The organism is Cellulosimicrobium sp. Marseille-Q4280, from assembly GCF_943181405.1.
Lineage (GTDB): Bacteria > Actinomycetota > Actinomycetes > Actinomycetales > Cellulomonadaceae > Cellulosimicrobium.
The window spans coordinates 858,979-871,688 of sequence record NZ_CALPBY010000001.1; the positions used below are offsets into that span (position 1 = coordinate 858,979).

The 12,710-nt window shown below is 75.0% G+C and carries 8 protein-coding genes; 6 read left to right on the forward strand and 2 right to left on the reverse strand.

What is annotated here, in order from left to right; all coding sequences use genetic code 11:
* The first annotated feature begins 71 nt into the window (after nt 1–71).
* Both NFS20_RS03790 and NFS20_RS03795 read left to right on the forward strand, forming a co-directional pair.
* Nucleotides 72–1,619: a glycoside hydrolase family 1 protein gene (locus NFS20_RS03790; protein WP_251150385.1), complete on the forward strand. Its 1,548-nt coding sequence runs from the start codon at nt 72–74 to the stop codon at nt 1,617–1,619.
* Between the two features lie 68 nt (nt 1,620–1,687).
* On the forward strand, nt 1,688–2,704 hold the full coding sequence (locus NFS20_RS03795) for a LacI family DNA-binding transcriptional regulator (protein ID WP_251150386.1): 1,017 nt from the start codon (nt 1,688–1,690) through the stop codon (nt 2,702–2,704).
* Between the two features lie 69 nt (nt 2,705–2,773).
* On the opposite strand, the gene NFS20_RS03800 is transcribed toward NFS20_RS03795, so the two are convergent.
* Nucleotides 2,774–6,430: a bifunctional proline dehydrogenase/L-glutamate gamma-semialdehyde dehydrogenase gene (locus tag NFS20_RS03800; RefSeq protein WP_251150387.1), complete on the reverse strand. Its 3,657-nt coding sequence runs from the start codon at nt 6,428–6,430 to the stop codon at nt 2,774–2,776.
* A 52-nt stretch (nt 6,431–6,482) separates the two neighbouring features.
* On the opposite strand from NFS20_RS03800, the gene NFS20_RS03805 reads away from it, so the two are divergent.
* The 3 genes from NFS20_RS03805 (at nt 6,483) to NFS20_RS03815 (ending at nt 9,624) form a co-directional block, all read left to right on the forward strand.
* Nucleotides 6,483–7,289: an AraC family transcriptional regulator gene (locus NFS20_RS03805; RefSeq protein WP_251150388.1), complete on the forward strand. Its 807-nt coding sequence runs from the start codon at nt 6,483–6,485 to the stop codon at nt 7,287–7,289.
* On the forward strand, nt 7,286–8,092 hold the full coding sequence (locus NFS20_RS03810; protein WP_251150389.1) for an aldo/keto reductase: 807 nt from the start codon (nt 7,286–7,288) through the stop codon (nt 8,090–8,092). Before NFS20_RS03805 ends, NFS20_RS03810 begins: the two co-directional genes overlap by 4 nt.
* A 152-nt stretch (nt 8,093–8,244) precedes the next feature.
* Nucleotides 8,245–9,624: a Glu/Leu/Phe/Val family dehydrogenase gene (locus tag NFS20_RS03815; protein WP_251150390.1), complete on the forward strand. Its 1,380-nt coding sequence runs from the start codon at nt 8,245–8,247 to the stop codon at nt 9,622–9,624.
* Between the two features lie 116 nt (nt 9,625–9,740).
* On the opposite strand, the gene NFS20_RS03820 is transcribed toward NFS20_RS03815, so the two are convergent.
* On the reverse strand, nt 9,741–10,571 hold the full coding sequence (locus NFS20_RS03820) for a TspO-related membrane protein (RefSeq protein ID WP_251150391.1): 831 nt from the start codon (nt 10,569–10,571) through the stop codon (nt 9,741–9,743).
* Between the two features lie 139 nt (nt 10,572–10,710).
* Between NFS20_RS03820 and NFS20_RS03825 the strand changes: the two genes are divergently transcribed.
* On the forward strand, nt 10,711–12,585 hold the full coding sequence (locus NFS20_RS03825; RefSeq protein ID WP_251150392.1) for a M48 family metallopeptidase: 1,875 nt from the start codon (nt 10,711–10,713) through the stop codon (nt 12,583–12,585).
* Nucleotides 12,586–12,710: the final 125 nt, after the last annotated feature.

Here is a 12,710-nt window from a genome sequence, read left to right on the forward strand (position 1 = left end):
GACTGCCGGGCGGGCTCCTGACCGGAGCCCGCCCGGAGGTCCACCCGTACCTCTCGAAGGACAATCGACCCATGAGCCTCTTCGTCCCGTCCACGCCGCTCGCGCCCAACCCGGCGACGGCCACCGGCCGCGTCGAGATGCCGCACGGATTCCTCTGGGGTGCCGCGACCGCGTCGTTCCAGATCGAGGGTGCCGGGCAGACCGACGGCCGCAAGGACTCGGTGTGGGACGCCTTCGCCCGCGTCCCCGGCGCCGTGGTGAACGGTGACGACGGCCTGGTCGCGTGCGACCACTACCACCGGTACCGCGAGGACGTCGCGCTGATGCGCGAGCTGAACCTCGGCGCCTACCGCTTCTCGAGCTCGTGGGCGCGCGTCCGCCCGGACGGCGGCGCGGTGAACCCGCAGGGTCTCGCGTTCTACGACCGCCTCGTCGACGAGCTCCTCGACGCCCAGATCCTCCCGTGGATCACGCTGTACCACTGGGACCTCCCGCAGGCGCTCGAGGAGAAGGGCGGGTGGACGAACCGTGACACCGCGTTCCGGTTCGCCGAGTACGCCGTGACGATGCACGAGGCGCTCGGCGACCGCGTCGGGGTGTGGACGACGCTCAACGAGCCGTGGTGCTCCGCGTTCCTCGGGTACACGGCGGGCGTGCACGCCCCGGGTCGGCAGTCGCGGCCGGACGGTCTCGCCGCCGCGCACCACCTCCTGCTGGGTCACGGCCTCGCGGTGCAGGCGCTGCGCGAGCGCGCCCCGCAGGCGAACCTGGGCATCACCCTGAACTTCACGGTGGCGGACCCCGTCGATCCGGCGGACCCCGCCGACGTCGACGCCGCCCGCCGGATCGACGGCCAGTTCAACCGCGTCTTCCTCGACCCGCTCTTCCGCGGCGCGTACCCGCAGGACCTCCTCGACGACGTCGCGCCCTACGGGCTGCTCGACCACGTCCGGGACGGCGACCTGGAGATCGTCTCCACCCCGATCGACACGCTGGGCGTGAACTACTACAACGGCGGCGCGTTCTCGGCCCGACCGCAGGAGTCCGGCTCGGCAGACGGCGGGACGCGCCCCGAGGGCGTGCGCGACGAGGACGCCGGGGCGCAGGACGGCGCCCCGGTGCGCGAGACGTCGTCGCCCTACCCCGCCGCGGACGGCGTCCACGGCCACTCGCGCGGCCTGCCTCTCACGGACATGGGCTGGGAGGTCCAGCCGGAGGGCCTGACCCGCCTGCTCACGCGTCTGCAGGAGGAGTACACCGGTCCGCTCGGCGTGAGCATGTACGTCACCGAGAACGGCGCCGCCTACCCCGACGTCGTCGGTCCCGACGGCTCGGTCGACGACCAGGACCGGCTCGACTTCCTCGACGCGCACCTGCGTGCGACGAAGGACGCGATCGACGCCGGCGCCGACGTGCGCGGCTACTTCGCGTGGTCCCTCATGGACAACTTCGAGTGGGCCCTGGGCTACACCAAGCGCTTCGGCATCGTCCGCGTCGACTACGCGACGCAGGAGCGCACCGTCAAGGCCAGCGGCCGCTGGTACGCACGCGTGGCCGGGACGAACGTCGTGCCCGCTCGGGACGAGCCGGACGACGCACCGGCCGGCGCGAGGCCCTGATGAGCGCCGTGACGCCGTCGCGGCCCGCCCCCGGGCCCGTCACGGCAAGGACGCGGGATACTGGTCGGATGAGCACTCCGAGCATCGCCCCGACCTTGGACGAGGTGGCCCAGGCGGCGGGGGTCTCCCGGTCGACGGCGTCGCGCGCGATCAACGGTGGTCTGCGCGTCTCCCCCGAGGCGCAGGCGGCGGTCGACGCCGCCGTCGCCGAGCTCGGCTACACGCCGAACCGTGCCGCACGGTCGCTCGTGACGCGCCGCACCGACTCGATCGCGCTCGTGGTCCCCGAGCCCGACGAGCGCATCCTGACCGACCCCTTCCTCGCCGGCACGATGCGGGGCGTGAGCGCGGCGCTCGGCGGCACGGACCTCCAGCTCGTCCTCCTGTTCGCCCGCCCGGACGAGCAGCCCGGGCGGATCGTGCGCTACCTGCGCAGCGGCCACGTCGACGGCGCGATCGTGGCCTCGCACCACCGTGACGACGAGCTCGAGGAGGCGCTGCTCGCGACGCGCCTGCCCGCGGTGTTCGTCGGTCGCCCGTTCCGTCCGACGCCCGACCTCGTGTACGTGGACGTGGACAACGTCGAGGGCGGGCGGCTCGCCGCCCGGCGCCTCGTCGAGGCGGGGTGCCGCAGGATCGCCACGATCGCCGGTCCGCAGGACATGACCGCGGGCGTCGACCGGCTCACCGGCTGGCGCGAGGTGCTGCGCGACGCCGGACTGCCCGACGACGCCGTCGAGGTGGGCGACTTCGCCGCCTCGGGCGGGGCTGCCGCCATGGAGCGGATCCTCGCGGACCACCCGGACGTCGACGGCCTCTTCGCCGCGTCGGACCTCATGGCCGAGGGAGCGATGCGCGTCCTCGCCCAGCACGGGCGCAGCGTCCCCGGCGACGTCTCCGTGGTCGGCTTCGACAACCTCGCGAACGCCGCGACGACCTCGCCGCCCCTGACGACGGTCCAGAACCCGATGGTCGAGATGGTGCGCAACGCGACGGACCTCCTGCTGGACCTCGTCGCGCACCGCTCGGACGAGGTCAGCTCGTGCGTGCTCTCGCCCGAGCTCGTGGAGCGCGCCTCGGTCTGACGTCGCCGGGGAGGTGCCCGGGCCACCGGGCACTCCCCCCGACGCGCCGGGATCCTCCCCGACGGGGCGTCAGCGTCGCACGTGGCCGTACCGGTGCGTCGTGCGGCTCACGGCCTGCTCGTGGAGCACCGTGAGCAGCTCGCGCCGACCGCTCGCGACGACGGGGTGGTCGAGCACCGTCACGTCGCCGACGCGACCCGCCGCGGCGTCGTGCAGCCCCGGCGCCGTCCCGACGACGCGGACCCGCCCGTGCATGCGGCCGTCGGCCACGCGCGCGGCGAAGTCCTCGTCGGTCACCTCCACGGCCCGTGAGGCCCCGGGCGCCCCGGGCGCGGGGACGACCACGACGGGCACCCCGGCGGTGCGCGCGGCGTGCAGCACGCGCTCGACCTCGACGGCCGGCGCGTCGGACCCCGCGCGCACGGTGAGGAGCTCGACCGGCCGGTACCGGAAGACGTTCGACTCGGCCTGCAGCCCCGAGGGGTCGTGGGCGGTCGAGAACTCCCGCGCCCACCAGCGCGCGTCGTCGGTGCTCGCCCACGCGAGCCACCCTTCGGGCGAGACGTCGCGCGCGGGCGGGAGGCCGCCGTCGGGCGCGTCCTGCGGCTGCGTGAGGTCGCTCGCGACGCCGTCGTCCCACCGGCCGAGCTGCGCCACGTAGTTCGGTCCGCCCGCCTTGGCACCGGGGCCGACGGCCGACTGCTTCCAGCCGCCGAACGACTGGCGCTGCACGATCGCGCCCGTGATGTGCCGGTTGACGTACGCGTTGCCCACCTCGACGGCGTCGAGCCAGCGCACGACCTCGTCGTCGTCGAGGCTGTGGATGCCGCCCGTGAGGCCGAACGGCACCGCGTTCTGCAGCGCGATCGCCTCGTCGAGCGTCGCGGCCGTCATGATGCCGAGGACGGGCCCGAAGTACTCGGTGAGGTGGAAGGCCGACCCGGGCCGCACGCCCTCCTTGAGGCCCGGGGTCCAGAGCCGGCCGGTGCCGTCCTCGCCCGCGTCGAGGAAGCGCGGCTCGACGAGCCACGACTCGCCCTCCTCGAGCGTCGTCAGCGCGCGCAGGAGCTTCCCGGACGCGGCCTCGGTGAGCGGGCCCATGGTGGTCGACAGGTCGGTCGGCGGGCCGACCACGAGCGAGCGCACCGCGTCGACGAGCTGGCGCCGCACGCGCCGCCCCGTCTCGGTGGCCGGGTCGCCGGCCGATCCGACGAGGATCGCGAGCGACGCGGCCGAGCACTTCTGCCCCGCGTGGCCGAACGCCGAGCGCACGAGGTCGGCGACGGCGAGGTCGAGGTCCGCCGACGGCGTGACGACGAGCGCGTTCTTGCCCGACGTCTCCGCGAGGACCGGGCGCTCCGGCTTCCACCGCGCGAAGAGCTGGGCGGTCTCGATGGAGCCGGTCAGCACGACGCGCGCCACGCCGTCGTGCGTGACGAGGTGGGTGCCGAGCTCGTCGTCGGGCACGCGGACGTACTGCACGACGTCGTCGGTCGTCGGTGCGCCGGGTCCGGCGCCCGGACCGTCGACGAGCCCGGCGGCGGCGAAGGGCGCGGGGTCGGCCGCGACGGCGTCGCGCAGGCCCGCGTGGATCGCGTCGACGGCGACCTCGAGGCAGCGCGGCGTCGGGGGCGCGGGCTTGGCGATCACCGCGGACCCGGCCGCGAGCGCCGCCAGGACGCCGCCGACGGGGATCGCGACGGGGAAGTTCCACGGTGGCGTCACGAGCGTGACGCCGTCGGGCGTGAACCGCGCCCCCGGGTACGCGCCGGACGCGGGGTCGAGCTCGACGGCCCGGTCCGCGTAGTAGGCGGCGAAGTCGACGGCCTCGCTGACCTCGGGGTCGGCCTCGGCGACGGTCTTCCCGGGCTCGTGCACCATGGCGGCGACGAGGTCGGTGCGCGCCGCCTCGAGCCGCCGGGCGACGGCGCGCAGGGCGGCGGCGCGCGCGGCCGGGGCGACCCGGGACCAGGCCTCGGCGGCACGGCCTGCGCGCGCGACGACGTCGTCCACCGCGTCCGTGGTCGTGAGCTCCGGCGTCCGGACGGGCACGTACCCGCCGCCCGGTCCGGTCACCCGCCGTGCCCAGGCGCGGTGCTCCGCGACGGCCGGATCGGTGTCGGGCGCGTTGCCGAACCCCGGGTTGTCGCCCGATCCGGTCTCCGATGGCGACACGAGCCGGGGTTCGGCAGGCGCACGGTGCCCGACGGCGGCCGTCGGTGCGTCAGTCTCCCGGGCACGACGCCGCGGAGTCACGTCGGCCTCGCCGTGGTGGACGCCGTGGTGGACGGACGCGCGGAACGCGTCCTCCTGGCGCTCCATCGCGCTGCGTCCGTCGCCGGCGAACATCGCGTGGAGGAAGTTCTGCTCGGCGGCGTTCTCCTCGAGGCGTCGCACGAGGTAGGAGATCGCGACGTCGAAGTCCTCGTCGCGCACGACCGGGGTGTACAGCACGACCCGGCCACCCCTCCCCGCGTGCGGTCCGACGTCCACGCGGTCGCCGGCGACCTCGTCGCGCACCGCCCGTGCCTCGCCCGGCGCCATGCCCTGGAGCATCTCGACGTCGAGCGCGTGGCTCACACCGCGCGCCCTCCCGAGCAGGACCGCGAGCGCGACGTGGAACAGGTTGTGGCTCGCGACGCCGATGCGCACGGCGTCGGTCCGGGGCGCTCGCAGCGCGTGGTCGAGCAGGCGCACGTAGTTCGCGTCGACGTCGGGCTTGGTCGGGTACGGAGCCAGGGGCCACCCGTGGAGCTCGGCTTCCACCGCCTCCATCGCGAGGTTCGCGCCCTTGACGAGCCGCACCTTGACCGGCGCCCCGCCTGCGGCGACACGCTCGGTCGCGAACGCGGTCAGCCCGTCGAGCGCGCCGAGGGCGTCGGGCAGGTATGCCTGCAGGACGATCCCGGCCTCGAGGTCGCGGAGCTCGTCACGGCCGAGGACCGCCCGGAAGACCTCGGTGGTCAGCGCGAGGTCGCGGTACTCCTCCATGTCGAGGTTGAGGAACACGCCGTGGTCGCGCGCCGCGCGGTACAGGGGCAGCAGCCGCTCGACGACGCGGTCGCGCGACCCCTCGAGGTCCCACGTCACGAGCTGCGAGGCGACCGACGACACCTTGACCGACACGTAGTCCACGTCGGGGCGCTCGACCAGGGCGATCGTCCGCTCGAGGCGCGCACGCGCCTCGTCCTCGCCCAGCACCGCCTCGCCCAGGAGGTTGACGTTGAGCGCGTACCCCTCGGCCCGCGTCCGGGCGAGGTGCGCGCCGAGCCCCTTCCCGGCGTCGGCCACGAGGTGTCCGACGAGCTGGCGCAGGCGGACCCGCGCGGCCGGCACCACGACCGACGGCAGCACGGGCGCGACCCCTGCCCCGACACGCAGGAGCGTGCGGTCGACGGGACCCAGGAACGAGCCCGCGCTGCCCGCGAGCTCGCCGAGCCGCGCGAGGGCACGGGCCGCGACGCGCGCGTCGTGGGGGCGCGCGACGTCGTCGACGAACCGGACCGCGAGCTCGAGCCCGGCCGGGTCCGAGACGAGCGCACCCAGACGCTCGGCCGTACGACGCTCGCGGGACTGCGTCCGCGCGTCGCCCGGGCTCTCGGTCGCGCCGAGCCAGCGGCGGGCCAGCGCGACGGCGTCGTCGACGAGGTCCTCGGGCGAGATGATCGTGGTGCCGGCAGCGTCTCCGGGGGTGGGGAGTGGCCGCGCGGTGGCGTCGTCGCTCATCCCCCCAGCGTGCCTCGCCGCGCGCGACCTGTCTTGTACGATCCGGGACGACATGGCACGCCTCCGCGACAACGACGACCCGCTCCGGCACCCCGCCGGCACGGCGACCGCGGACGCGCTCCTCGCGGCGCTCAGCCCGGCGATGGTCGCGCTCATGGACGAGCTGCCCGACACGATGTTCTGCGCGAAGGACGTCACCGGGCGCTACGTCGCGGTCAACCCCGTGTTCGTCGCGCGGACGACCGAGCGCTCGCGCCGCGCCGTCGTCGGGCGGCGCGCCGGAGACCTGTTCGTGCCGCAGCTCGCGGAGCGCTACGAGCAGCAGGACGCCGAGGTGCTGCGCACGGGCCGCCCGCTGCGCGGCGAGCTCGAGCGCATCCGCCGGCTCGGCGGCACGTCCGGCTGGTTCCTCACCGCGAAGCTGCCCGTGCACGACGGCGCGGGCCGGCTCGTCGGGCTCGTGTCCGTCTCGCACGACCTGCGGGCGGGCGCGGCCGACGACGCCACGATGGCCTCGCTGTCCGCGCTCGTCGCAGCGGTCGAGGCGGACCTCGGCGCGCGCTGGACGACGGACCTGCTCGCCGCCGCGGCGGGCTGCACGCCGTCGACGATCGAGCGTCGCGTGCGGCGGGTCTACGGCGTGACGCCGCGCCAGCTCGTCCTGCGCACGCGCGTCGACCGGGCCACCCGGCTCCTCGCCGCGCGCGAGGGGACGATCGCCGAGGTCGCGGCGGCGTCGGGGTTCTACGACCAGCCGTCGTTCACGCGCACGTTCGCGCGGCTCACCGGCGAGACGCCCGCGCAGTACCGCCGCCGGGTGGCGAGGCACGGCGTCGGGCGCGAAGACTGGTGCCCATGACGACAGGACCCAGCACCTCACGACCCGACCTCTCCGGCATCCCCACCGCGACGCTCCCCGGCGGGGACATCCCGCTGCTCGGCCTCGGCACCTGGCAGTCCGAGGGCGACGACGCCTACCGCTCGGTGCGCCACGCGCTCGACGTGGGCTACCGGCACGTCGACACCGCGACGGGCTACGGCAACGAGTCCCAGGTCGGGCGGGCGCTCGCGGAGTCGTCGGTGGACCGCGCCGACGTCTTCGTCACGACGAAGCTCCCGCCGGACGCGGCCGGGAAGGAGCGCGAGACGATCGAGGCGTCGCTGCGCGACCTCGGCACCGAGTACGTCGACCTGTGGCTCATCCACTGGCCGCCGTCCGGCGAGGCGTCGCCGTGGGTGTGGGAGCGGTTCGTCGAGCTGCGGAACGAGGGCAAGGTGCGCTCGATCGGGGTGAGCAACTACTCCGTCGAGCAGGTCGACATCCTCTCCGCGCAGGTGGGCGAGACGCCTGCCGTGGACCAGATCCCGTGGAGCCCCGCGGACTACGACCGGAAGGTGGCGTCGGAGCTCGCGACGCGCGGCGTGGTGCTCGAGGGGTACAGCCCGTTCAAGCGGACCGACCTCGACGCGCCGGTCCTCGCCGAGGTCGCCGAGGCGCACGGCGTCACGCCGACGCAGGTCGTGCTGCGCTGGCACCTCGACCACGGCTTCGTCGTCATCCCCAAGTCCGTCACGCCCGAACGCATCGAGGCGAACTTCCAGGTCACGGGCTTCTCTCTCACGCCCGAGGAGCTCGCGGCGGTCGACGCGCTCGGCGGCTGATCGTGCCTCGCGCGGCCGGCACCGCCTCGCGGCTGCCGCCACGACACGGCCCGTCGGTCGCGGCGGGCTGCGTGTCCCACCGCCCGCGGTAGCGTGATCCCGGGCTCGGCACACCCCCGCCGAGCCCGGGATCACCTCGAACCGGAGGACCAGTGACGACGACGTCAGCACCCCAGACGACCCTGCCCACCACGACGGCACCGCCCACCCCCGAGAGCTCGCCGCCCGGCCACGCGCGCGCCGCAGCGCCCGACGCCGGACCGGCGCGGCGCGCTCACCAGGAGCCTGACGTCGGGTCCGCCCTCGCGACCGCGCACGCGCAGCTCGCCGGCGCCGTCGGGTTCCTCGGCTACGACGACGGCCTGCACGAGATGCTCGCGACGCCGCGCCGCGAGGTGAACGTCGCCGTCCCGCTGCGCCGCGACGACGGCCGCACGGTCCTGTTCCACGGCTACCGCGTCCAGCACAACGTGTCGCGCGGGCCCGGCAAGGGCGGGCTGCGCTACTCCCCCGGCGTCGACCTCGACGAGGTGCGCGCGCTGGCGATGTGGATGACGTGGAAGTGCGCGATCGTCGACCTGCCGTACGGCGGCGCGAAGGGCGGCGTGACGATCGACCCCCGCGAGCACTCCGACGCCGAGCTCGAGCGCGTCACGCGCCGCTACACGTCGGAGATCATGCCCGTGATCGGGCCCGAGCGGGACATCATGGCGCCCGACATGGGGACGAGCGAACGGACCATGGCGTGGGTCATGGACACGTACTCGGTGAACCAGGGGTACACGATCCCCGGCGTGGTCACGGGCAAGCCGATCACGGTCGGCGGGTCGCTCGGGCGCACGACGGCGACCTCGGCCGGCGTCGTGCACGTCACGAGCGCCGCGCTGGCCGAGGAGGACGCCGACCTCTCGGAGATCAGCGTCGCGATCCAGGGCTTCGGCAAGGTCGGGTCGCACGCCGCGGCGATCTTCGCGGCCCGCGGGGCGCGCGTCGTCGCCGTGTCCGACCAGTACGGCGGCGTGCACGACCCGGACGGCCTCGACGTGCGCGGCCTGCTCGAGCACGTGGCCGCGACGGGCAGCGTCGTGGGGTTCGAGCGTGGCGAGGCCGTCGACAACGACGCGCTCCTGGCGCTCGACGTGGACGTCCTCGTGCCGGCTGCCGTCGGCGGCGTGCTGGACGAGGACGCCGCCGGACGCGTCCGAGCGCGGTGGGTCGTGGAGGGTGCCAACGGCCCGACGACCGCCGAGGGCGACCGCGTCCTGGCGAAGAACGGCGTGACCGTGGTGCCGGACGTGCTCGCGAACGCGGGCGGCGTCGTCGTCTCCTACTTCGAGTGGGTGCAGGCCAACCAGGCGTACTGGTGGACCGCGCAGGAGATCGGGGAGAAGCTGGAGCACCGCATGCAGCACGCGTACGACGAGGTGTCGTCGTTCGCGCGGCGCGAGGAGCTGAGCCTGCGCGACGCTGCGCTCGTCATCGGCGTGCAGCGCGTGGCGGAGGCGCACCAGATCCGGGGTCTCTACCCGTAGCCCTCGAGCACGGGGTTCCCCACCGCCGAGCACGGGGTTCTCGACCGGATCTCGGCCGATCCGGTGGCCGACCCCGTGCTCGGCGGACGGTCCTGTCGACGCCGTGGGGCCTCGGCTCAGCCGCGGCGGCGCACCAGGACGGCTCCGATCGCCGCGACGAGCGCGACCGCCGACGCGGCGACGGCCGCCCACGCGACGGTCGTGTCCTCGAGCGGACCCGTGAACCGCCCGACGGCGACCCACGCGAGACCCCAGGACATGGCGAGGCCGATCCCGAGGGCGAGCGCGCGGCGTCGGGCGGTGAAAGCCGCCCAGGCCACGGCGAGCACCGCGGCGAGCGCGACCAGGACCACGGACCATCCCGTGGCGCCGAGGCCGAGCTCCCCGACCCCGGCGTCGGAGAGCGTCGCGGCGACGTTCGCGAGCGTCGCGACGCTCACCCAGCCGGTGTAGAGGCCGACCGTGCCGTCGAGCACGACGGCCTGGACCCGGCTGTCGGGCGTGCTGCGGACGAGGCGCACGACGATCACGGCGAGGACGGCCAAGAGCGCCGCGATCACCGCGACGCTCGCCGCGAGCCAGCCGGCCTGGACCACGCCGATCCATGCCGCGTTGAGCACCATCGAGGCGAGCACCCACCACGCGGTCGCGCGCAGGCGCGGCGTCGCAGCGTGGCGCGGGAGCACCTGGTACACCGCGAACACGAAGAGCCCGAGATAGATCACGGACCAGATGCGGAACGCCGGGTTGTCGGGCGCGACCGGCGTCGCGTCGGCCGACAGCGCTCCCCCGGCGGTCTGCTCGACGGCGGTGCCGCCGAACGCGCCCGCACCGTACGCGGCGGCGCCGGCGGCGACGAGGGAGCCGACGAGCACGACGACCTGGCGGACCCGGTCGGTGGTCGTCGGAGGGACGGTCAGGGACGAGGAGGCGGCGGCTGTCGTCATGCCTCCAGCCTGACATCACTCAGCATGCTGAGCATCTCGGGGGGAGGCCCGGTGGACGGCATTCGTCCCGTGACTCCGGGGACCGCTGGTATCCGCGCCAAATCGCCGCACAGGCGCGGCGCACGTGAAAGGCACGCCCGTGACCACGACCCTGCGCGCAGCGCTCTCGGTCCTCCTCCTCGTCGGTTTCTACGTCCTCGCGCTCGGCGCCGTCGTCGGCCTCGGTGCCGCCACCGTCTGGGCCTTCTCCGAGCACGCCGGGGCCGGTGCGGCCAAGATCGGCTTCCTCACCGTCGTCGTCGCGATCGGCATCCTCGCGGCCCTCTGGCGGGTCGCCCGCGCCGAGAAGCACCCGCCGTCGGGCGTCCTCCTCGACGAGCGCGACGCCCCCGAGCTCTGGGCGACCGTGCGCGAGCTCGCGCAGGTCGCCGACACGCGCCCGCCGGACGAGATCCGTCTCGTCGCGGAGGTGAACGCGGCGGTCAACGAGGAGACCCGGCTGCTCGGCCTCGTCGGCGGGACCCGGCGCCTGTTCCTCGGCGTCCCCCTGCTCCAGGGGCTCGACGCGGCGCAGCTCCGATCGGTGCTCGCGCACGAGCTCGGGCACTACTCCCGCTCGCACACGCGCCTCGGCCCTCTCACGTACCGCGGGCGCGAGGCGATGGTCGCGACCGTCCAGCAGCTCCAGGGCAACGTGGTCGGATGGCTCCTCAAGCAGTACACGAAGCTCTACCTGCTGGTCTCCGCCGCGGTGAGCCGTCGCCAGGAGCTGGAGGCCGACGAGCTCTCCGTCCGTGCCGCCGGCCGGGCGACCGCACAGTCCGCGCTGCGCGAGCTGCCCGCGCTCGACGCCGCGTGGGGCTTCTACGGCGCGCAGTACGTCGGCCTCGGGTGGGACCACGGCTACGCCCCCGCCCCCACCGACGTCTTCGACGGCTTCTCGCGGATGCTGCACGCCCGCGCCGAGGAGATCTCGACCCTCCGTGCCGACGCCCCGCCCGCCGAGCAGTCGCGCTGGGACAGCCACCCCTCGATCGCGGCCCGCGTCGCGGCGATGGAGAGGATGCCGGACGTCGTGGTCACCCGTGACGACCGGCCCGCGACCGACCTCGTCCCGGGGTTCGCAGCGCGCGCGACCCAGGTCGCCGAGGAGCAGGTCGACTACGGCTCACGGGCGCGGCTCGGTTGGGACGCGCTCGTCGCGACGACGATGCCGCTGCACGACCAGCGGGTCGCCGACACGCTCTACCGCGCCGTCGGTCGCGCCGCGGGCACGGGCCGGGGCAGCCTCTCGACGCTCCTCGACGTGGTCGACGCCGGTCGCCTCGACGCCGTGCGACGCGACCTCGTGCCGAACCTGCCGCTCGACGAGGCGCGCGAGGAGCTCGTCGCCGCGACGTCGGCCGCCCTGCGGGCCGCGGCGGTCACGTCCGGTGCCGCGTCGTGGCAGCCGTCCTGGACCGGGCCTGCGCGCCTCGTCACGCCCAGCGGCGAGGAGCTCGACCTGGACCCGGTCGCGCGCGAGGTCCTCGACGGCGCCGGCACCACGGCGGCTCGCGAGCACCTCGTCGCCCTGGGCGTCGACGTGACGGCCGCGGCACAGGTCGGCGAGACCCCGACCGCCCACGGCGGCGAGATCGTCGGCGGGCTCGCCAACGTCAAGGTCGACGGCGCGCCCCACGACGTCCTCGTGCTCGACAACGGGCTGATCCTCGTGCCGTGCCCGAAGAAGACCGAGGGCGGCAGGTCCCGCCTCGTCGGCCTCGTGCAGTCCGCTCCGGTGGACCGGCTCGCGGCCGCCCACCGCTTCCTCGCCTACGAGCAGATCGCCTCCGCCGTCGTCCGCAAGGTCACGCCCGCGCGCGTCGACCTCACGCTGCACGACGGCGCGACCGTCTCCCTGCACGAGACCTGGTCGGGCGAGCGGCTCACGAAGGACAGCGACGAGGCGCTCGTCGCGTACGTCATGCCGTACGTGCGCGAGGACCAGCCCGACGCCGTCACCGCCGGCTGAGCCCGCGCCGTCGGGCTCAGCACCCGGCGCGCGCGGGCGCGAGACGCCCGGACCCGCCGACGAGGACGACAGGGGTGCCGCTGTCCCGTGGGACAGCGGCACCCCTGTCGTTCCAGAGGGTTCCG

What these genes read in the sequence shown, in the direction of transcription:
- NFS20_RS03810 (WP_251150389.1), top strand. Translation starts at nt 7,286, where the DNA reads ATGACGACAGGACCCAGCACCTCACGACCCGACCTCTCCGGCATCCCC.
- NFS20_RS03790 (WP_251150385.1), top strand. Translation starts at nt 72, where the DNA reads ATGAGCCTCTTCGTCCCGTCCACGCCGCTCGCGCCCAACCCGGCGACG.
- NFS20_RS03805 (WP_251150388.1), top strand. Translation starts at nt 6,483, where the DNA reads ATGGCACGCCTCCGCGACAACGACGACCCGCTCCGGCACCCCGCCGGC.
- NFS20_RS03820 (WP_251150391.1), bottom strand. Translation starts at nt 10,571, where the DNA reads ATGACGACAGCCGCCGCCTCCTCGTCCCTGACCGTCCCTCCGACGACC.
- NFS20_RS03800 (WP_251150387.1), bottom strand. Translation starts at nt 6,430, where the DNA reads ATGAGCGACGACGCCACCGCGCGGCCACTCCCCACCCCCGGAGACGCT.
- NFS20_RS03795 (WP_251150386.1), top strand. Translation starts at nt 1,688, where the DNA reads ATGAGCACTCCGAGCATCGCCCCGACCTTGGACGAGGTGGCCCAGGCG.